Raw genomic sequence first — 17,901 nt, forward strand, 5'->3', positions numbered from 1 at the left:
TCGGGTGGCCTGCCACCCGAAGCCCGCAGGGCGTAGGATGGCGGAGAGGATGTCCTTCCGCCTAAGTTCCAGACCGTTCCATCTCATTCCACAAAGCCATGGCCCTCAAGGGTTCGAGGGCTAAAATAGTTCTAGACAATGCCAGAACGTTCCAGTACGTTCCAACAATGATTTGTGGGTAGGAATGTGGGATCATGTCACGGACAATCAACAATCTAAGCGCAGCCGAGGTTTCGAAAAAGAAGGAACCCGGCATGTATGCCGACGGCGGCGGCCTTTATCTGCAGGTTGCCAAAAGGACATCTAAGACGGCGGCTGACGGGGATGTAACCAAAAGCTGGATCTTCCGCTTCATGCTTGCCGGCAAGGCCCGCTACATGGGGCTCGGGGACGTGAACACCTTCTCGCTGAAGGAGGCCCGCGACAGAGCCAGGGCAGCCCGCCAGAAGGTCACTGACGGTATCGACCCGATAGAGGTTAGGAAGGAAACGAAGGCTTCCCTTCGTGCCGACGATGCGAAGCGCATCACCTTCAAGGAAGCATCAACCCGCTACATCGCCGCGCATAAGGCCGGTTGGAAAAACGAAAAGCACTCAGAGCAATGGAAAAACACGCTCGAAACCTATGCAGGGCCCATCATCGGCGATCTGCCAATTGCGAAGGTCGATGACGGACACATAAGCCAGATACTTGATCCGATCTGGGCCACGAAGAACGAGACAGCCACCCGTGTAAGGGGAAGGGTTGAGAGCATTCTTGATTGGGCTCGGGTGAAGGGCTTCCGGCCGAAAAACAGCGATAATCCGGCGCGCTGGCGGGGCCATCTGGACAAAACGTATCCCGCGCCGTCGAAGGTCAAGAAAGTCGAGCATCAGCCGGCGCTGCCTTATGCTGAACTCCCGGCCTTCATGGGGAATATCCGCGGACTGGACTTTGTATCGGCAAAGGCGCTCGCCTTCTGCATTATGACGGTGTCGAGAACACAGGCTGTCACTGGCGCAACGTGGTCTGAAATCGACATGGTTGCAAAGATCTGGACCATTCCGGGATCAAGAAAGGGAACGAAGCTCAATGACGAAGGGCGCATCCACCGCGTTCCGCTATCTGATCGTGCGATCGAAATCCTGAAGAGCCTGCCTCGCGAAGAGGGCAATCCGCATTTGTTCATTGGCGGCAAAAAAGGTAGCGGGCTAAGCACCGCAGCTATGGCGGAACTTCTGAAGAACTATGACCTGCCGTCTGACGTGCCTGGGCGGCAACCAGTGGTCCACGGCTTCCGCTCGACCTTCCGCGATTGGGCCGCCGAACGCTCCAATTTCCCGCGCGAGATTGCTGAGGCCGCGCTTGCGCACGTCGTCAAGGACAAGACCGAGGCCGCCTATCAGCGCGGCGATCTGTTGGAAAAGCGTCGGCGGCTGATGACTGCGTGGGCGCAATACTGCGCAGAGAAGCCCGCCAAGAGCGGCAATGTCGTCGTGGCTATGATGGGAGGACGTGCGTAAATGTTCGCGCCTTCTGGTTTTTTGACCGTGCTGGACGCCTTGAACGAATTGGGCCGTGAGCTTTTCAATGAAAAATGGACAGGGAAGGAAAACAGCGCCAGGGCGCGATTGATCACCGCAGAACAGTATGAACTCGATAAAATTACTCCCGGCACCGGCTCCAGGGGCAGCGCCGCGGGCTTCCCTGGACGCGGCGGTCCGGGCCGCGGCTTCTACATTGAGCCGGACCCGCTCAAGCGGTATCCGTTCGGAGATCCCCATTCCGATGAATACAAGGCGGAACTGGCAGCTAGAGAGCGATTGGAAACTGCCCGTGTCGAAATGCACCGCCGCCTGGAGGCGACAGCCATGGTGTCAAGCGTACTGGACACCAACAGCGGAGTTATGAAAGCCATTGATGCCGCGACATGGCGCCGTGCCGATGCTCCAAGCATGATCGAAGGCGGTTGGGCGCCGTCATATAGCAACGGCAAGGGTGTTCTTCTGATCGCAAAATGGCCACAGCCCACCGCTGCGGCTAAAGTTGGTGCGGAGAAAAGGCGAACCGTTAGCTTCAAAGCCCTTAGAGACTTTTTGAGCCGGATCTCCGACGAGACGAAAAAAACCGAAAAGCAATTCAGGGATGCCGCCGATCTGGAGTTTCCAGATAGACACATTCCCAGGCGATTATGGACTGATGCATTTGCTACCGTTCCGGCTTCATCGCGGCGAGGTCGCGGCGAGAACGACGCGACCCTGCGCAAGCTAGGCGTGCTCGACAAATAAATCCCCCGAATAATCCCCGCCATAATCAGCCGGTTTTTCGCCCCGGCTGATATGGCGCATAATTCTCAGATTTTGAGGAATGTCTACCTTCCTTCACATGCCGGTAGGTTCCGGCTGGAACGAAGGAAAAGGCGATGAACAACGATTTCATTGGAGGCGACCAGCCGCAGCGTTTTCTGCGTCGCCGCGACGTCCAGGCACTAACCGGCCTGCCGACCTCCACACTCTACCAAATGATGTCCAACGGCGATTTTCCGCGTCCGATCCGGCTTTCCCCGAGGATCGTCGGCTGGATCTCCAAGGAAGTAGCGGATTGGCAGAAGGCCCGTATCGCGGCCCGCGATGAGGTGGCCGCGTGACCGGCGAGCGAGAACTCCTCCTGATCGAGACGGCAGCTCAATGGTTGGCGGCAACACCGAAGAATCTGCGGCCCAGGTCGGCAACCGTAGACCTTATGGAGCGGTTCAATCTGAACCCGCTTCAAGCCGTCTCTGCGATCCGGCGATATCACCAGATGCTTATCGCGACGGGAGGCGCCGATGCAAACGCTTCTTGAAGTGCGAAAGCCCGCCGGCCAGGGCGAGCTTCGCGAAGTCATTCAAAACAGCAACACCGGTACAATAGCCGAAGATCTCCGCCTTAGGCAAGCGTCGCGGATCATCAAGCGCTTTCCGATGTCGGTGCCTGTGGCTCTCACCGTCGCGCGCCTCGCTTACGGCGGGTGCGCCGCATGACCGTTCGCCCCAACATTCCAAGTATTGACGACCTGTACCTTTTTTCGGCCCTCCAGCATCTGGCTGCCGCGCGCAACCACCTGCAGGCTGCCGTCTTCAAATTCGATGACGCGGGCTACGAACACGCCCCGACGTCAAGAGCGTACAGCTTCGTCGCCAGCATCTTCGCTGAGTTCAATGGCCGACAAGGGCCTTCCCCACCGCAGCCGGAGATGCCAGCCAATGTCATACCCGCCCATGTCGTACAGGCGGCGCGAGAGTACCGGCGCCAGACGCGGAGGGGATACTAAATGGAGAACAGCCTCAATCTTCTCTCCTATACCGACATGTGCAATCTGCCGGAGCCGGAATGGTTGGTGGAAGGGCTCATCCAGAAGCGCTCGACCGCCGTCATGTTCGGCAAGAGCAACGCCTTCAAGTCCTTCCTCGCAATCGACATCGGCCTGAGCGTCGACACAGGCCAGGACTGGCACGGCAACCCTGTCAGCCCGGGCGGTGTTCTGTTCGTGGCCACCGAAGGAGCGAACGGTGTAGGCCGACTTCGCATCCCAGGATGGTACGACCATCACCGGATCGATGAGGGCGATCGGCGGGCTTTTCTCTACCCGAAGGAGATCCGCCTGGACGTGGTTGACGACATCACAGCCTTGATCGCCGCCATGAACATTCGCGGGAACTTCGCGCTTGTCGTGATCGACATCTTCGGCGGCTCAATGGCAGGCAGCGAGATCGAGGACAAGACCGCACGTGCCTGGGTGCATGGCGTTCAGCGCATCTTGCGCGAAACCGGCGCCTCAATCCTCACGGTAGCTCATACAGGCTGGCAGGACGACAGCCGGGCTAGAATGCACACCCATTTTTGGGGCAGCTTCGATACCCGTCTGAAGGTCGAAGGAGATAAGGAAGCCTTGACCGCAACCTTGACCGTCGAGCGCCACAAGGATGCCGACAGCACCGGCTCCTGGGGCTTCCGGCTGGTGCAATCTCACGGAACTCTCGTTCCCGAGATGGATACCAGCGTGAAATCCACCGCGGCTAAGAAAACGGCCCTGTCAGCCAAAAACCGCGCAGCACTCAATGCCCTTGATGATGCGATCGTCGAACATGGTGTGCGCAAGCTGGGGTCAGACTGGCCACCGTGCAACGTCGTCATGATCGATCATTGGCGCCGGCACTTCTATCTGCACTCTGCGGACGATACCGCCGAAGCCAAACGCAAGGCCTTCCAGCGTGCTCGTGATGCTCTAAGGGAACATGGTCACGTGCAGTTCTACGATGATCATGCCTGGCGGTGTGCAGGGTGAGGCCGGGACCGGGACACCGGGACATACCTAAAGGTATATGTCCCGTCCTGTCCCGCTTTACCGTCACCAGGACACACAGGGACATGTCACGCTTTGTCCCGCTTGTCCCGCTCTAGCAAATGGGAAGTGCAAAGCAGCGCACCGACGCTCACCCGCACCCGTTGTCTTTTTCTCCCTCGGCAAGATGCAGCGAGCACGAGCGGCATGGCGGAGGGTATCTCCGCTTGAACTCCTTGCCTGCCTTGACTTTCAAGGGGATGTCTATATTCTACCCACAAATCAACCAACAAAAGATGGCTCGTGAATTGCTCGCTGATACCGACCAGATAGAAGCCGAAAGCAGCGCTGTTACCGCACCAAAGGGTGTGAAAGCGCGGTTGCGTACGCTGGACGATCTGGACCGTAGGACCAGGGCAGCACAGGCCACATTCGAGCTACGCGATTCAATCGCCAGCGACCTTGGAGGCGCCGATCGCCTCTCCGCAATGCAAAAGGAGATCGTAGACGGCGCTGCACTGCTCGGTGCGATGATCAAGGATCTCGGTGCCAACTACCTGTCAGGCGATCCCGTCGACCTTGCCGAGTTCATGGCGCTTACCAATGCGCAGCGCCGGTTGCTCGCCGACATCGGCTTGGAACGCCGTCAACGTGACGTCACGCCGACACTCGATAGCTACCTCAACAGGGGTGCTGCATGAAGCCACGCGTCACCATACGGACGGCCTTGTCTGATCCGCAGTTGCTTGGTGGAGCATTGCCGGGCGAAAGCTGGGCTATATGGCGGACACTGTTGATTGCTGCCATGGGCGAGGCCCTGACTGATGATGAGCGCAACGCGTTTGCTGCCGTTACAGGCCGTGACAGGGAGCCGCCACAGCGCGTTGACGAGATTTGGTGCGTCGTTGGCCGTCGCGGCGGCAAGACGCGTGCAGCGGGCACGCTGGCGGCGTATGTGGCCACACTTTGCGACTGGACCGACAAGCTTGCTCCTGGTGAGCGCGGCGTGCTGCCTATCCTGGCAGCGTCGACGTCACAGGCGGACCGCGCGTTCCAACATGTCCTAGGCGTCTTGCAGCATTCTCCAGTTCTCAGCGGGCAGATCATTGGGCAACCGACCTCGGACACCATCCGATTGTCAAATATGATCGACGTCATGATCAAGCCGGCGAACTTCCGCACGGTTCGATCCATCACGGCGGTTGCCGCCATCGCCGATGAACTTGCCTTTTGGCAGATCGAGGGCAGTAAAAATCCAGACAGGGAGATCCTGGCGGCGCTCAGGCCAGCATTGATCACGACTGGCGGCCCGCTGATGGTGATTTCCAGCCCGTATGCACGCCGTGGGGAGTTGTTTCGCGCCTACAGGTCGGACTACGGCCCGGAAGGCGATCCGTCCCTTCTGGTGGCCAAAGGGCCGTCCAAGGTGTTCAATTCTACCCTGCCACAGTCCGAGATCGACAAGGCTTTCAAGCGTGATCCGTCATCGGCCACCGCAGAATATGGCGGCGAGTTCAGGATCGACGTCGAGACGCTGCTGGTGCGGGAAACCGTAGAGGCCGCTGTCGATCTCAACACGACCGAACGACCGCGCCTTCCTGGGGTCCACTACTATGGTTTTGTCGACCCCAGCGGAGGAAGTGCCGATTCGATGACGTTGGCGGTAGGCCACTTGGAAGGCACCAAAGCTGTTATCGATCGCACCATTGAGAAACGGCCACCTTTCAGCCCCGAGGGAACCACAGACGAGTTTGCCGCCGTGCTGGCCTCCTTTGGTATCAATCGTGTCGTCGGTGATCGATATGGCGGCGAATGGTGTCGGGAGCCCTTCAGGCGCCGTGGCATCGAATACGCTTTGAGCGATGCGCCTAAATCAGAGCTTTATCTGGCCTTGGTGCCTGCTCTCAATTCCGGCCGCGTTGCCTTATTGGATAATGACCGCGTGATTGATCAGCTTGTCGGGCTTGAGCGCCGCACGAGCAATTCCGGCCGTGATAGCGTCGACCATGCCCCAGGCGGCCACGACGACGTTGCGAACGCCATTGCCGGCGTCGTCTTCATGCTCCTTCAGCAGCAGCCGGCGCCGACGATCTACGTTGGCAGCTATTCTCGCGGCCCGAGCCAGAACCAATATTCTTGCACCATGGGAACTCGGGACCCGTTCCGGGAACTGGAAGCCATCCTGGAAGAAGCCGCCCGAACCAACAATCGATAGGAGCCCGAAAATGAAACCCTCAGAACTGCTTGAATCCCACGCCGAAGCCGGCCGCCGATATGTGTCGGCGCTCACCGAACTGGAAGACGCGTTCATCACTTTGGCCGCGCACGACAGAGCCTTGGAAAACCAGAATGTTCCGGTCGGTCCGACACCGGTCCGTGGATTTTTTGGACATCCTGATTCCAGGCCGTGGCCACTTCGACATGCCGAGTTTGCCCCCGATGGTGGGCTGAACTGGCAAGATGCGTCCAAGACGCGCGGCAATGCGATCATCGAGGAGATGCAAAAATGAATATTCGAGCACAGCAACTCCTCAGCAGAATCCCCGATCATCCTTCGACGGCATCTTTGCGCACCGCCGCCCTTGAATGTCTCGCCCTTTCCGACCGTTTCGGCGCGCGGGCAGCCGCGATCAAGGCCGACCCCAGCTTCACTGCAATAGGGCGGGAGAAGGCCGTCAAGGACGAGGCTGCGAAAACATTCCTGCCGGGTTTGCAAGTGGCGTATGCGCCGATTGCCAGGGCGCTGGCATCGGCCAAGCAGGCCCGGGCGGCCATTTTCGCTTCGGCCTTCCCGCAGCCGGATCCTACCAACATCGCCGCTGCGCTTGAGCGGCAGGAAATTCGCGCGCTTGTCAGGGAATTGAAGCCCGGCGAGCGCATGGCGTTCATCAGTGGTAGCCGGGATGAAAGGGTTGCGGATGCAGTCCTTTCCGCACCCCCGGTCCTCTCCGGACTGTCGGATGACATGTTCGGGCAGTTTCGCGACCTGGTGATGGAACGTCGGGTTGACGGTGGCCAGGTCGCAGAAATTCAAAAGGCGGAGGAAGCCGCCGAGGCCGCCCAGGCTGCAATGATTGTCGCGCGAAACGATATCAGAACCGCCACAGGTCTTCCTGATCGGGCGTTCGAGGATCTCCAGAAATCGAGTGCGCCAACTCCCTGGCTGAAGCAAGCCGGCGACCAGGTGGTGAAGGTAATTCCGGGCGAGATGACGTACCCGGCCGCATCTGCCGACGATCTCGCGCTTGGCAAGTTTTACGCGAACGCGGACGAGTACTTCGCCGAAAATCCCGGCGCAAGAATCGCTGCAACGCCGGCTGCGGCCTGAGGGAGATGGCTATGAAAACGCTTCCCCTGGGTGGCTCCGAAGTCGTCAGCTTGCCATCCTATAATCAGCTTTCAGTCACCGTCTCGAGTGGCGGCACAGGCACGGTCGAACGCCTTGGGAACAATCCTGGCGAGCCGTCATTCGGGGCGCCGACAACGCTCAACGCGAATGCATCGTTCGGCCCGTTCCCTGTGTGGACGCGCCATATGCTGCGGTGCATCCCGTCCAGCCTTATGAGCTACGACATTGCGCCCGCAGATTTCCCGGCTGTTACCTCCGGCGTCGAGCGCATCGTCAATTTGAGCCAAGCCGAATACGACGCGCTCACTCCTGATCCCGCAACGCTCTATCTGATCGTCGGCTGAAGGAGCCACATGATGCCAACTGTCACGCTCGACGATCTCAAAGCCGCACGGGACACTGCCGCCGCGCGCTACCAAGCCGTCCTGGCTGACCTTTCGGTTGCGTATGCGGATCTGGCTGGCCTCGATATCGCCTTGGCCCAGCTTTCCGGCTCCGCCGAGATCGTCAACATCGGCAAGCATCTGGCCAAGCTGATCGGCGACCAACTGGCCAAGCCGGCTGCAATCGGAGGGGAATGAACCATGGAAACCGCCGGCAACGTCACAATCCAGATCAGCGGCAACATCGCACCCTTCGAAGCGAAGCTTGCGCAGGCGCAGCAGCTCGCGACGAAATTCGACGCTGAAATCACGGCGAAACTGAACGGTGCCGGCCTGTCTGAAGGATTGGCCAGGATCGCGGCCGGTGTCGACGCGACCAATGCGCTGCTGACCAAGCTGACGACTTCCAGCACCGGGGCAGGGTTGGCCCTGAGCAAAGTGGCGGCGTCGACCAAGGCCACAACAGAGGCCCTGACACAGGTCGCCACAGCAACGAAGCTCGTCAACGCCGAGATGGCCAGCATAGGCGGCTCTGGCGGTGGCGCGGCAGCGCTTGCAACGGGCACGATTGCAGCGAAGGATTTTGCCGCCGCATTGGAGGCCACAGGCGGCAATTTGTCGAAGATCACGCCGCAAATGGTCGGGTTGGCGACGGAAACTGAGGCTGTTGCGGTAGCAAGCAAAACCGCTGCCGTTGGCATGGCGGAACTTGGCGTTGCCGAGACTAGAACGGCTGGCCTTGGCGCTGGCGTCACGAGGGAATTTTCAGTGCTTGGCGCCGAAATTGCGCGCGGCAATTTCTCAAGAATTCCGGGCAGCCTGATCGTGCTGAACGAGCGCCTTGTCAGCACCGGCACCGGTGTCCTGACCCTCAGAAACGGGTTGACGGCCCTTGGCGGTCTCGCCTCGGCTGTCTTCAATCCGTTCACGCTCGGCTTTCTGGCCATCTCCATCGGTTCGGAGGTTGCCATCAAGGCTTTTAGCGGGATCAAGGGGAGTGTTCTCGACGTCAACACGGTCCTGGAGAACAACAAGAAACTCATCGATGACATTGCCAAGGCTTACCCAGAAGCGGCAATTGCGGCGAAGCAGTACGAGGAACAGGCAAACCAGATACCGAAGTCCATCGCAGCCGCCGATATTACTAATCAGATAGCAGATGCGAGGAAGACGCTTTCAGCGGATCTGGATGCGCTCCGCATCGACATGCATGCGCTTGGCGGTGAGTTCGCGCTGACGGGCAAGGCAGGTTCCGAGGCGTTCGAAGCCCTTTCAGGCAGGGTGCACGACGGCACGATCAGCGCCCAGGCTCTCTATAGCGAGATCGGCAAACTTGAGCTTGATCCCAAGCTGAGCGCCGAGGCGCACTCTTTCGCAAGGTCGCTGGAGGATGCGGCGAAAAAGGCCGCGGATCTGGAAAGGTCAATCTCCGCCGATACGGGGATTAACAACATCGTCCAGAACGATGCGAAGGCACAGCACACGCTCTTCGAAATCTCTGCCGGCTTCAAGGATGTCAACACCAGCGCTGGCAGTGCGGACGCCACGATTGCAAAATTGTTCGGCACGATGAACTCAGGCGGCGGCAACGGTTTCGGGGTAACGCGCTCTTTGGCTGGTCAGTTTGGCGGCCAGGTGAACGGCCAACTACAGACCACGCTCGGCATGTTCCAGCAGGTCGACGCCGCCGTTCAGAATTCCCGTCAGAACCAATTGGCCGGAATGGTCCAGCTCGAATCGCAGTTCCGCGCCACAACCACTCAGGTTGATGTGCTGAAGCAGGCTCTCGCTACCGCTGGCGGCAAGGACAATATCGACGCATTCTTCGGCGACGTCGCCAACATCAAGGACGCCAACGCCGAGATTGCCAGTGCGACCACCACGGTTCAAAAACTCTTCGCCGCGATGGCAACCGGCAACGCCAGCGTCAACGCGGTATATCAGGGCCTCGACATGGTGCGGCAGACGCTCACCAACGACGGATTCCCGGTCGACAAGGTCAACAACTTCATCGATTCGCTGGTGCGGACAAATCAGCAGCTTGTTGCCGATCAGGGCCAGGTGCATCAGTTGAACGCCGCAATCCAGGCGATGAAGGACAAGACCGTCACCATCACGGTCGTCACGCAGCAAGTCGGCACGGGCACGAAGTCGATCTATGACGTGCCCGGAGGCCCTGTAGGTGTCACCCGCTACGGCGGCCAGTCAGACATGACCCAGCAGGGCTATTCGGTTCCGTCCTACAATGGCGGCGCCGAGTCTTCCGGCTACGGTTCCTCCTATGGCCTTTCCGGCGGCACCAGCACCGTCAACGTCACGCGCTTCAGCAGCGAAGGGCCATGGCAGAACCCGAATGGCGCCACGGCGGCCGAATGGTCGCAACTCACGCCTCAGAACAAGAAGGATATCTATAACGGCAAGACCGACTACGCCCATATCCTCTACCCGGATTATTACCGTGCTGGCGGCGGTCCGGTAAGCGCACACACTCCATATTGGGTAGGCGAGCAAGGTCCGGAACTGGTTGTGCCATCCGGCAACGGCACCGTCATCCCGAACGCCCAATCCCTTGCGCTTGCTCAGTCGCTGGCCAACCCGCAATCGGCCTTCACCGGCCGCGATCCGACGCAGCAAAGCGATCGGTTGTGGACCGTCATGATGAACATCGAGGCCAACACGCGCAAGACCGCGCAGCTGCTCGATGAAGTCAATACCAGGGGCGCATCGATTGCAAGCAGCGGAGGTTCGTCGGGCGCTTCGGGCACCATGACGAAAATCGGCGGCGAACTCTACGATTCCAACGGGCTCAATGCCGGCGGCCATACCGCAGATCAGGTGGCGGCCTACAGTCGCGTCATGAGTTCCGCCATGGCCAATTATTCGGCGATCGGCGGCATGGGTCTTGTCGGCTATGGGGCGAATGGCCTGGCGGCGACCCCCCGGCAGATCGCCGATAACCTTGTCTATGGCGGCGGTCAGTCGGTGGGCATCCCCTCCGGCCGCAATGATTACGAAAACACGCTGCTCAAGACCGACATTGCCCACTACCAGCAGGAGCAGCGTCGCCATAAGGCCATCTACGGCTTTGCCACCGGCGGCATCGATAGCAGCGACACGCAAAAGGTCGAGTTCTTCAAGAACCCAAATGAGAAGGTGATCATCGCGCGTCCAGATCAGTTCGCCGATGTGCGGCCGGGATCGACGGGGACAAGTTCCAGCAGCGGCAACGACAATCGTCCGATCGTCGTCAACCAGACCCACAACTGGAATGGCAACGCGCCGCCTTCCAAGGATAGCCAGGCTGAAATCCGCAGGCAGACCGCGCTTGGCATCCGCGACGCTTTTAGGTCCGTCAATGGTCGTTGATAGGCTGATGCCGGCGCTCGCCTTCATCGCCGCCTGTGGGCTGATCCTGGCGCTGGCGTGGCCGTTCTAAGCCTCTTGGCGACGAGCCTTACCTGCCCAGCGGGGCGGCCATTTCGGCGCGCGCAATGATTTCGCGGGCATGCTCTGTCAGCCGGCGGCTGTGCTCAATGAGTTCCTGACTTTCTTTAATGTGGATCAGAGCCTGGCGCTCCCTCTCATCGAAGGGCGCAACCAGTTTTTCGGTGTCGTTGATCTGTTGCATGACGATGGCGCCTCGGTGTTCCACTAGAAATAGAAACCCGCGAGGCTGGAAATCGTTCCGTTAAAGCCATCAGGCGGAACCATTTCCTGTCGCCTGCCGTTAGGTCAGTTGGAAGGGAATTCCGCTATGATGATTGAAGAAGTAAGCAAACCGCCGCGCCCGGATAGCGGCTTCGTGGTGCGCCGTCTGGTCGATAAAACCGGCATCACCGAACCACAAGCTATCGAGGTTATCGCCTTGCTGGGGCTCAATTGGTCATCGCTGGTGCGAGAGGCCAAACTGTTGAACCCGAGGCATTAGAGCCGCACGATCTCATCCAGCCCCAAGCGGATGCGCTGGCCTTCCGCAAAGGCTAGAGCGTAGGATTCCAGTTCGTAGGTAAGGGTGGTTACCTTGCCGTCCTCGACCACGCGGACGTGCCATTCGCCGCATGCTTCGACCACTTCAACGCAAGGGCGGACCTTGCCGTTCGTCTCGCTATCCATCGCCGTTGCCTTGTAGCAAATGGTAACCAGGCGATTTTTATAAAACCGTTGAGAGCGGCCTTTCAAGCGGATTCAATTGTACATTTCATACTAAGTCGCCGGCTTCTCGTCCTTTGGAACTTTAGCCAGTCCTAATGATTGGTGATTTGCGGCAGTGGCTTCCCGCTCCGGCCGCGACCGAGTGGGCGCTTGGTCGGCCCGCGCTTCCCCGAGTAGCGCGGGCCATTTCATTTTAGCGGAACCTAACGTTCCCTGTGAGATTTATCGCTGCATGAGCACGCGCGGTACAAACTTCCTTGACCAGTGGATTCGGTCCAACGTCCCGAGGACGGTCGGTGCCGATATCATCTCAGTTGCCGAGCTGACGCAAAAACTCTTCGCCGACGCCAAAGCGATCGGCATCAGTAGCACTGAAATTGAGGAGGACACCGGCAGCGTCTACGAGGCGATCCTTGACGCAATCGTTCATCACGACGCCGGCTTGGCGGACTGAGTCCGCTTGCTCTATATCGATTAAATGGGAAAAGGCTGGACCGTTCAAACCCTCATCGACGGCAAGATGAAGCTGACGGCGTTCTGCCACGTCTCAAGCTGCAACCATAGCAAAACGCTCGACCTGGAAATGCTCAAGACCAAGCTCGGTCCTGACGCACCTGCAATGGCGGATGACTTAACCCCGAAATTACGCTGCGAGCGGTGCGGATCAAAGAAGGTCGGGCTGATCTACGCGCCAGACCCACGTAAGATGTCCGGCATGGGGCAATAGGCCCGGCTGCCGGGGGTAATCCTTGGGGGACGACAGCCGAGCCATGCCGGATGGATCTAACTCCGGCGGCGCGAACATTACCGATTCCTAATGGATTCGCAACGCCGCATCAGCCTTTGCGCAACGCCATTTCCGGCGGCTGGAGACCTTCACTCGGAATCCACTGGCCCGCAACGTATTCGCCCGATGGATGCGTCAACCGGTGCGACAGGTCGATATATCCAGCCCTCTTAAGCACAGATATCAGGACTTCCTTATCGTCCACGAAGCGGTCGAGCAGCAGCGCGGCCAATTCGTTGTAGGCGCTTTGGGTTTCCTCTTGCTTGGCCTTGAATCTGACCTGCCATTCCTCACGCTCTTTCCGCTCTCGCGCAAGCCGCGCTTTTTCCCGCGCCCTGGCCTCCGGCGATTTACTTGCTTCCTTGCGGGCGGCTTCGTCCGCTTCCTTGGCTTCCGAGAGGATCGACTTTACGGCCTTGACCGGCAGCGGCGCAGCAGATCGATGGGCTTCGTCAATGCGGGTGAGAATATCGCCGCGTACTGTGTCGGGCGCCTTCGCCATTTCAATCAAGGTCGTCGCCGGCAAATACGAAATGATTTCGCTTTTGACCCCGAGCTTTTCAGCCGCGAGCATATAGTTTTGAGCCGTGCGGGGAACGCCGGGAAACTCTGCTTCGACCCAGGCGATGAAATGGCCGTGCCCGAGACTGGCCTTCACGTCGAGCAACCTTCGGCCCATTTCCAGAATATCGGCTGACATGCGCTTGTGCGTACCGTCGATATAGGCGGCAGTCTCTTTCGCAAGCCTCGCCTGTTCCGGTGTCAGGGCATCATAGCTGAATTGCCCGGCGGGAATGGCGACCGCAACGTCCTTGGTCTCGGTCTTGATCATTCGGCTGCTCCTTTTGGCAGATAGCCCTTGGCCTCAAGTTCCGCCACGATCAGCATCTCGACATAGGCAGCGACGGTGCGCCGATCATCTTTTGCGGCGCGTTCCAGTGCTTCCTTCACAATGGGTTCGATTCTCAATCCGAGTGCGGCGGTACGGGCCATTTCGCTTCCTGTTTGCAATTGTTAGCAGACGATAGTTGACCGCTAACAGCCAATGATTTACACCTGCTAACGTTGTAACACAATGCTAGGAGAAATCCAAATGCCGAACATCACTGTTCCGGCGGCCGGCGAAGCCATGCCGTCCGCCAATCTAGCCATCATCGGAAGATTTTCAGGCCGCGCAATATTCGGTGACGTCCAACTCGCCGCTGCCGCAATGCAAATCGAACGGGATGCCGCCTCGATCGCCTCCGCCCTGGCAATTATTCACGGGGGCAACTACCGAGTCCAGATCAACCATCAAACCGGCTTTGTGCTTGTGGGGGCGTCATGAACGCGCCCGTGGCACTTCTGAAGCCCCTGGGGATGCCGAAGGGAATGAACCCGCGCGAGTGGCGCCAGTCCGTCGAGAAGCGCCTGAACGATCTCCTAGACCGCGCCATGAGCCTCATCACGGCTCTGGATCTGATGGAGGCTGATTGCGATCTGGAGGAAACGGCCGACGACGAGCCTTCGCTCGGCTGGGGACATAGCGGCGGGCAGTCATTCCTATCTGGCACCGCGCCCAACCTCCCGCCCGGCGACACTTGCGATCTGGAGCTCGACAACTGCGACGATGAGGACGGCCACGACGCCGAAGGGTATTGCCCGGAAGATTACGGCGACGGCGCCCAATGGCCCGATGATCTTGAGTCGCAGGAAGTGCTGGTGTCGATCTAAGTCACTGGTCGCGCGACCAGTGAGCGCTCAACCGGCCCGGCGGCTTCGGCTTCCGGGCCTTTTTCATTTGTGGGTAGGTGTGTGGTGGATTTTCTGTGATTTTGGGAAAATAAAGCAAAATCAAGTCGTTAGATAGCATAGATGGCGGAGAGGATGGGATTCGAACCCACGAGAAGCTTTTGACCTCTACTCCCTTAGCAGGGGAGCGCCTTCGACCACTCGGCCACCTCTCCGTTGCGCCGCTGGATAAAGAAAAGCGTCGGCACAATCAACAAGCCCGCATCATTAAATGGAAAAATAAGAGCGTACCGAGCTGCTGCCTTCCCAGGTACGGCGGTTCTGCGGCAATTCCCTGGCCGACGACTCGAGGCCCTGCCATGATTCCGTCGGCCGATCGCCGGATTCGACTGGAAACGAGCGGTTGCGGCGGGCCTGATGGTTAACGAGAGCTTTCTGAGTGAGGCCAAATCGTGTCATTTGTGCAACAACGCTGGGGGATAGCAGCCGAACAGCCCTTTCGCCGGTACGATCGTGGTTGAACGCCGCCGGCTCATGGGTAATGTCGAATTCGAAGGAGCGGCGCGGTGCGCATCTTTTTCGGTAGTGGGGATGGGGCAGGGAACGCTGTCCTTCAGCAAAGAATACCCAGACCCGTTTTTTAACTTTTGACTGGAGGTCAGAAAATGAACATCAAGAGCCTTCTTCTCGGCTCCGCTGCGGCCCTGATCGCAGTTTCCGGTGCGCGCGCCGCCGACGCCGTCGTCGTCGCCGAGCCGGAACCCGCTGAATACGTCAAGATTTGCGACGTCTACGGCGCTGGCTACTTCTACATCCCCGGCACCGAAACCTGCCTGCGCATCGGCGGCTACGTCCGTTACGACATCGGCGTCGGTGACGTCGGCTCGTTCGACGGTGCCCGCGCCGGCGACGTCAAGGACGGCAAGGACCAGGGCACCTATTACAAGCATGCCCGCTTGTCGCTGAAGACCTGGACCGGCCAGGAAACCGAACTCGGTACCTTGAAGACCTATACCGAGACCCGCTTCAATTTTGCGAACCACAACGCCGACACTGCGCCTTACGTCAACGCCGCCGGCAATAGTGGTGTTTCGCTGAACTTCGCCTGGATCCAGCTCGGTGGTCTGCGCGTCGGTAAGGACGAATCGGCCTTCGATACGTTCATCGGCTACGCCGGCAACGTCATCAACGACACGCTCGTCCCCTACGGCGGCTTCGATACCAATGTCGTGCAGTACACCTTCGATGCCGGCAACGGCTTCTCGGCCATAGTCTCGCTTGAAGAAGGCTCGGGCGGCGGCACTGCCATTACTCCCGCTACCCCTCACTTTAACGCCGGCTCTTTCACTTATTACGGCGCTGGTACCATCGACTCCTATGTTCCGCACGTCGTCGGCGGCTTGAAGTGGACGCAAGGCTGGGGCGCCATCACCGGCGTGGTTGCTTACGACAGCAACTACCAGGAAGTTTCCGGCAAGGTCCGCTTGGATGTGAACGTCTCCAGTGCATTGTCGCTGTTCATCATGGGCGGCTGGGGCACCAAAAGCCACCTCGAGGATACGACCTACGTCAGCTACGCAGGCGGTCGCGGCTTCTACAAGCCGTGGGGTGGCAGCTGGGCGGTGTGGGGCGGCGGCACCTACAAGTTCAACGAGAAGACTTCGTTCAACTTGCAGGCTTCCACCGATCAGTGGAAGAACGTCGGCGTCGCTGCGAACGTTGCCTATGACGTCGTTCCGGGCTTCACGGTCACAGCCGAAGTCGACTATTCGCATGTGGGTAAGTTCGGCACTTTTGACGGAAATTACTACAACTGGACCGGTGGCGACAAGAAGAACAGCGTCGGCGGCATGCTCCGCTTCCAGCGCTCCTTCTAAGGGCTGGTTCCTTACAGATGAAATCCAGCCCGGGCGCGCAAACGCCCGGGCTGTTTTTGTTTCGTGACTGGGTCAACGCAACAGAAGGAACAGGGGGAATCGGTAGCTGAATTGGTCCGCGGGACGATGTCGTGGGATCCGTTGATGGGCGGATGGGATCACAACCGCGTGATTAAAATCTCTTGAAAGGACGCTTCCAAGCGGATAGGGCTGATCTATCCACTCGGGGGTGTGATGAATTATGACCAACGAAGCGATTCAAGAGGGTAGCGCCCCGGATCCGTTTTCGATGTTTTCTTCTCAGAACTCAAAGATCAACTACACATACAACAAGATAAGAGAAGTAAAGTCGTACAGGGTCGGAGAGCTTTTTTCAGCTTACCGGGACATACTGTGGGATGATGGGCGGCATAAATACAATGTCAGCTCTTTCATCGGCGAAATAGACGAGATCCTCCTAGGGGAGCGTTTCAGCGCCATTGACCAAAGTACCCTTGATAACCTTATCGGCACCTTGCGCCAGCGCGGCAACAGCAACGCAACCATCAATCGAAAGATGGCTGCCCTCAGCAAACTGCTGCGCAAGGCTTACAAGATGGGAGATATCCACAGCCTGCCCGAGTTCCGCCGCCAGAAGGAGCGGGCGGGACGGATTCGTTTCCTCGAGAGGGAGGAAGAGGCAAGGCTGTTCGCTGCCATCAGAACCCGCAGCGAGGATGCCTACAGGCTTTCCGTCTTCCTGGTCGACACCGGATGCCGTCTCGGCGAGGCGCTCGGGCTGATCTGGAATGACATTCAGGAACATCGCGTCTCCTTCTGGATCACCAAATCCGGCCGCAGCCGCACCATTCCGATGACCGAGCGGGTCAAGGAGGTCATCAAACTGCCTCCGACCGAAGGCCGTCGGCCGAAAGGTCCGTTCACCAAATTGAGCCAGGCACAGTTTCGTGCGATCTGGAACGAGGCGAAAGCCGAAGTTGGCCTTGGCGCCGACGATCAGGTCGTGCCGCACATCCTGCGACACACCTGCGCCTCGCGCCTTGTCCAGGGCGGGATCGACATCAGGCGTGTGCAGATGTGGCTCGGCCATCAGACTTTGTCGATGACCATGCGCTATGCCCATCTGGCCACCAACGATCTCGACGGGTGCGTCGTGGTGTTGGAAACGCCGAGAAGCGAAGAGTCGCCGCGCGGTGCTGAAAGCTCGGTGTTCTCGTCTCCGTTGACTGCAGCTTCGACGCCAAAGCGAGGCCAGACAGGCGAGGCGGGCGCGGCGAAACCGGCCAAAGCGTCCGGGAAAAGCTCGAAGGCCAAATAGTT

General features: G+C 59.0%; 24 protein-coding genes and 1 tRNA gene. 20 read left to right on the plus strand and 5 right to left on the minus strand.

All coding sequences use genetic code 11. The features are described from left to right. Positions 1–194 precede the first annotated feature (194 nt). From CKW40_RS28735 to CKW40_RS28795, 13 genes are all read left to right on the plus strand, one after another. Positions 195–1,502, plus strand: coding sequence for a tyrosine-type recombinase/integrase (locus tag CKW40_RS28735; protein WP_095203209.1), 1,308 nt, complete (start codon positions 195–197; stop codon positions 1,500–1,502). Then, complete coding sequence (locus CKW40_RS28740; protein WP_095203210.1) at positions 1,503–2,267, plus strand: hypothetical protein; 765 nt, start codon at positions 1,503–1,505, stop codon at positions 2,265–2,267. Between the two features lie 134 nt (positions 2,268–2,401). Next, the gene (locus CKW40_RS28745; protein ID WP_095203211.1) at positions 2,402–2,626 is read left to right on the plus strand and encodes a helix-turn-helix transcriptional regulator; all 225 of its coding nucleotides are present in this window, start codon (positions 2,402–2,404) and stop codon (positions 2,624–2,626) included. Between the two features lie 180 nt (positions 2,627–2,806). Further along, complete coding sequence (locus CKW40_RS28750; protein WP_095203212.1) at positions 2,807–3,001, plus strand: hypothetical protein; 195 nt, start codon at positions 2,807–2,809, stop codon at positions 2,999–3,001. Further along, the gene (locus CKW40_RS28755) at positions 2,998–3,291 is read left to right on the plus strand and encodes a hypothetical protein (RefSeq protein ID WP_095203213.1); all 294 of its coding nucleotides are present in this window, start codon (positions 2,998–3,000) and stop codon (positions 3,289–3,291) included. The genes CKW40_RS28750 and CKW40_RS28755 overlap by 4 nt, the downstream gene beginning before the upstream one ends. Then, positions 3,292–4,305 carry an AAA family ATPase gene (locus CKW40_RS28760; RefSeq protein WP_095203214.1) on the plus strand — a complete coding sequence of 338 codons (1,014 nt, stop codon included), beginning with the start codon at positions 3,292–3,294 and terminating at the stop codon, positions 4,303–4,305. A gap of 224 nt (positions 4,306–4,529) precedes the next feature. Beyond that, the gene (locus CKW40_RS28765) at positions 4,530–5,003 is read left to right on the plus strand and encodes a hypothetical protein (protein WP_244571324.1); all 474 of its coding nucleotides are present in this window, start codon (positions 4,530–4,532) and stop codon (positions 5,001–5,003) included. After that, positions 5,000–6,517, plus strand: a complete 1,518-nt coding sequence (locus CKW40_RS28770) for a terminase large subunit domain-containing protein (protein ID WP_179298146.1) — start codon at positions 5,000–5,002, stop codon at positions 6,515–6,517. Before CKW40_RS28765 ends, CKW40_RS28770 begins: the two co-directional genes overlap by 4 nt. Positions 6,518–6,527: 10 nt before the next feature. After that, on the plus strand, positions 6,528–6,812 hold the full coding sequence (locus CKW40_RS28775; RefSeq protein WP_095203215.1) for a hypothetical protein: 285 nt from the start codon (positions 6,528–6,530) through the stop codon (positions 6,810–6,812). Next, positions 6,809–7,630 (plus strand): hypothetical protein, encoded by an 822-nt coding sequence (locus tag CKW40_RS28780; RefSeq protein ID WP_095203216.1) that lies wholly within the window; start codon positions 6,809–6,811, stop codon positions 7,628–7,630. Before CKW40_RS28775 ends, CKW40_RS28780 begins: the two co-directional genes overlap by 4 nt. An 11-nt stretch (positions 7,631–7,641) precedes the next feature. Continuing rightward, a complete protein-coding gene (locus tag CKW40_RS28785) occupies positions 7,642–7,995 on the plus strand; it encodes a phage upper tail fiber protein (RefSeq protein ID WP_095203217.1) in 354 nt (117 codons plus the stop codon). A gap of 12 nt (positions 7,996–8,007) precedes the next feature. Next, positions 8,008–8,232, plus strand: coding sequence for a hypothetical protein (locus CKW40_RS28790; protein WP_143748382.1), 225 nt, complete (start codon positions 8,008–8,010; stop codon positions 8,230–8,232). A 3-nt stretch (positions 8,233–8,235) separates the two neighbouring features. Continuing rightward, entirely contained in the window at positions 8,236–11,400 is a 3,165-nt protein-coding gene (locus tag CKW40_RS28795; protein WP_095203219.1) for a hypothetical protein, read from the plus strand. A gap of 88 nt (positions 11,401–11,488) precedes the next feature. On the opposite strand, the gene CKW40_RS43935 is transcribed toward CKW40_RS28795, so the two are convergent. Further along, entirely contained in the window at positions 11,489–11,662 is a 174-nt protein-coding gene (locus CKW40_RS43935) for a hypothetical protein (protein ID WP_179298147.1), read from the minus strand. Positions 11,663–11,788: 126 nt separating this feature from the next. On the opposite strand from CKW40_RS43935, the gene CKW40_RS43940 reads away from it, so the two are divergent. Next, complete coding sequence (locus tag CKW40_RS43940; protein WP_095203221.1) at positions 11,789–11,962, plus strand: hypothetical protein; 174 nt, start codon at positions 11,789–11,791, stop codon at positions 11,960–11,962. On the opposite strand, the gene CKW40_RS28810 is transcribed toward CKW40_RS43940, so the two are convergent. Then, the gene (locus CKW40_RS28810) at positions 11,959–12,147 is read right to left on the minus strand and encodes a hypothetical protein (protein WP_095203222.1); all 189 of its coding nucleotides are present in this window, start codon (positions 12,145–12,147) and stop codon (positions 11,959–11,961) included. The genes CKW40_RS43940 and CKW40_RS28810 overlap by 4 nt on opposite strands. A 271-nt stretch (positions 12,148–12,418) precedes the next feature. Here CKW40_RS28810 and CKW40_RS28815 point away from each other — a divergent pair, with 271 nt between their 5' ends. After that, a complete protein-coding gene (locus CKW40_RS28815) occupies positions 12,419–12,640 on the plus strand; it encodes a DUF768 domain-containing protein (RefSeq protein ID WP_095203223.1) in 222 nt (73 codons plus the stop codon). A gap of 24 nt (positions 12,641–12,664) precedes the next feature. Further along, positions 12,665–12,913 (plus strand): hypothetical protein, encoded by a 249-nt coding sequence (locus CKW40_RS28820; RefSeq protein WP_095203224.1) that lies wholly within the window; start codon positions 12,665–12,667, stop codon positions 12,911–12,913. A gap of 109 nt (positions 12,914–13,022) precedes the next feature. Here CKW40_RS28820 and CKW40_RS28825 read toward each other — a convergent pair whose 3' ends face one another. Both CKW40_RS28825 and CKW40_RS43945 read right to left on the minus strand, forming a co-directional pair. Next, on the minus strand, positions 13,023–13,805 hold the full coding sequence (locus CKW40_RS28825) for a DUF3102 domain-containing protein (protein WP_095203225.1): 783 nt from the start codon (positions 13,803–13,805) through the stop codon (positions 13,023–13,025). Then, on the minus strand, positions 13,802–13,966 hold the full coding sequence (locus tag CKW40_RS43945; RefSeq protein WP_179298040.1) for a type II toxin-antitoxin system antitoxin: 165 nt from the start codon (positions 13,964–13,966) through the stop codon (positions 13,802–13,804). Before CKW40_RS43945 ends, CKW40_RS28825 begins: the two co-directional genes overlap by 4 nt. 100 nt (positions 13,967–14,066) lie before the next feature. Here CKW40_RS43945 and CKW40_RS28830 point away from each other — a divergent pair, with 100 nt between their 5' ends. Both CKW40_RS28830 and CKW40_RS28835 read left to right on the plus strand, forming a co-directional pair. Further along, a complete protein-coding gene (locus CKW40_RS28830) occupies positions 14,067–14,300 on the plus strand; it encodes a hypothetical protein (protein WP_143748383.1) in 234 nt (77 codons plus the stop codon). After that, the gene (locus tag CKW40_RS28835; RefSeq protein WP_095203227.1) at positions 14,297–14,686 is read left to right on the plus strand and encodes a hypothetical protein; all 390 of its coding nucleotides are present in this window, start codon (positions 14,297–14,299) and stop codon (positions 14,684–14,686) included. Before CKW40_RS28830 ends, CKW40_RS28835 begins: the two co-directional genes overlap by 4 nt. A gap of 142 nt (positions 14,687–14,828) precedes the next feature. Here the strand turns inward: CKW40_RS28835 and CKW40_RS28840 are convergent. After that, a tRNA-Ser gene (locus CKW40_RS28840) sits at positions 14,829–14,919 on the minus strand. Positions 14,920–15,369: 450 nt separating this feature from the next. On the opposite strand from CKW40_RS28840, the gene CKW40_RS28845 reads away from it, so the two are divergent. Next, positions 15,370–16,581, plus strand: coding sequence for a porin (locus CKW40_RS28845; RefSeq protein WP_095203228.1), 1,212 nt, complete (start codon positions 15,370–15,372; stop codon positions 16,579–16,581). A 241-nt stretch (positions 16,582–16,822) separates the two neighbouring features. Next, positions 16,823–17,899 (plus strand): tyrosine-type recombinase/integrase, encoded by a 1,077-nt coding sequence (locus tag CKW40_RS28850; protein WP_179298148.1) that lies wholly within the window; start codon positions 16,823–16,825, stop codon positions 17,897–17,899. The last annotated feature ends 2 nt before the right edge of the window (positions 17,900–17,901 follow it).

This window comes from Mesorhizobium carmichaelinearum, from assembly GCF_900199455.1.
GTDB lineage: Bacteria > Pseudomonadota > Alphaproteobacteria > Rhizobiales > Rhizobiaceae > Mesorhizobium > Mesorhizobium carmichaelinearum.

Excerpts from the sequence above, each read along its gene's own strand:
- CKW40_RS28735 (WP_095203209.1), top strand. The coding sequence starts at position 195 with ATGTCACGGACAATCAACAATCTAAGCGCAGCCGAGGTTTCGAAAAAG.
- CKW40_RS28740 (WP_095203210.1), top strand. The coding sequence starts at position 1,503 with ATGTTCGCGCCTTCTGGTTTTTTGACCGTGCTGGACGCCTTGAACGAA.
- CKW40_RS28745 (WP_095203211.1), top strand. The coding sequence starts at position 2,402 with ATGAACAACGATTTCATTGGAGGCGACCAGCCGCAGCGTTTTCTGCGT.
- CKW40_RS28750 (WP_095203212.1), top strand. The coding sequence starts at position 2,807 with ATGCAAACGCTTCTTGAAGTGCGAAAGCCCGCCGGCCAGGGCGAGCTT.
- CKW40_RS28755 (WP_095203213.1), top strand. The coding sequence starts at position 2,998 with ATGACCGTTCGCCCCAACATTCCAAGTATTGACGACCTGTACCTTTTT.
- CKW40_RS28760 (WP_095203214.1), top strand. The coding sequence starts at position 3,292 with ATGGAGAACAGCCTCAATCTTCTCTCCTATACCGACATGTGCAATCTG.
- CKW40_RS28770 (WP_179298146.1), top strand. The coding sequence starts at position 5,000 with ATGAAGCCACGCGTCACCATACGGACGGCCTTGTCTGATCCGCAGTTG.
- CKW40_RS28775 (WP_095203215.1), top strand. The coding sequence starts at position 6,528 with ATGAAACCCTCAGAACTGCTTGAATCCCACGCCGAAGCCGGCCGCCGA.
- CKW40_RS28780 (WP_095203216.1), top strand. The coding sequence starts at position 6,809 with ATGAATATTCGAGCACAGCAACTCCTCAGCAGAATCCCCGATCATCCT.
- CKW40_RS28785 (WP_095203217.1), top strand. The coding sequence starts at position 7,642 with ATGAAAACGCTTCCCCTGGGTGGCTCCGAAGTCGTCAGCTTGCCATCC.
- CKW40_RS28790 (WP_143748382.1), top strand. The coding sequence starts at position 8,008 with ATGCCAACTGTCACGCTCGACGATCTCAAAGCCGCACGGGACACTGCC.
- CKW40_RS28795 (WP_095203219.1), top strand. The coding sequence starts at position 8,236 with ATGGAAACCGCCGGCAACGTCACAATCCAGATCAGCGGCAACATCGCA.
- CKW40_RS43935 (WP_179298147.1), bottom strand. The coding sequence starts at position 11,662 with ATGCAACAGATCAACGACACCGAAAAACTGGTTGCGCCCTTCGATGAG.
- CKW40_RS43940 (WP_095203221.1), top strand. The coding sequence starts at position 11,789 with ATGATGATTGAAGAAGTAAGCAAACCGCCGCGCCCGGATAGCGGCTTC.
- CKW40_RS28810 (WP_095203222.1), bottom strand. The coding sequence starts at position 12,147 with ATGGATAGCGAGACGAACGGCAAGGTCCGCCCTTGCGTTGAAGTGGTC.
- CKW40_RS28815 (WP_095203223.1), top strand. The coding sequence starts at position 12,419 with ATGAGCACGCGCGGTACAAACTTCCTTGACCAGTGGATTCGGTCCAAC.
- CKW40_RS28820 (WP_095203224.1), top strand. The coding sequence starts at position 12,665 with ATGGGAAAAGGCTGGACCGTTCAAACCCTCATCGACGGCAAGATGAAG.
- CKW40_RS28825 (WP_095203225.1), bottom strand. The coding sequence starts at position 13,805 with ATGATCAAGACCGAGACCAAGGACGTTGCGGTCGCCATTCCCGCCGGG.
- CKW40_RS43945 (WP_179298040.1), bottom strand. The coding sequence starts at position 13,966 with ATGGCCCGTACCGCCGCACTCGGATTGAGAATCGAACCCATTGTGAAG.
- CKW40_RS28830 (WP_143748383.1), top strand. The coding sequence starts at position 14,067 with ATGCCGAACATCACTGTTCCGGCGGCCGGCGAAGCCATGCCGTCCGCC.
- CKW40_RS28835 (WP_095203227.1), top strand. The coding sequence starts at position 14,297 with ATGAACGCGCCCGTGGCACTTCTGAAGCCCCTGGGGATGCCGAAGGGA.
- CKW40_RS28845 (WP_095203228.1), top strand. The coding sequence starts at position 15,370 with ATGAACATCAAGAGCCTTCTTCTCGGCTCCGCTGCGGCCCTGATCGCA.
- CKW40_RS28850 (WP_179298148.1), top strand. The coding sequence starts at position 16,823 with ATGACCAACGAAGCGATTCAAGAGGGTAGCGCCCCGGATCCGTTTTCG.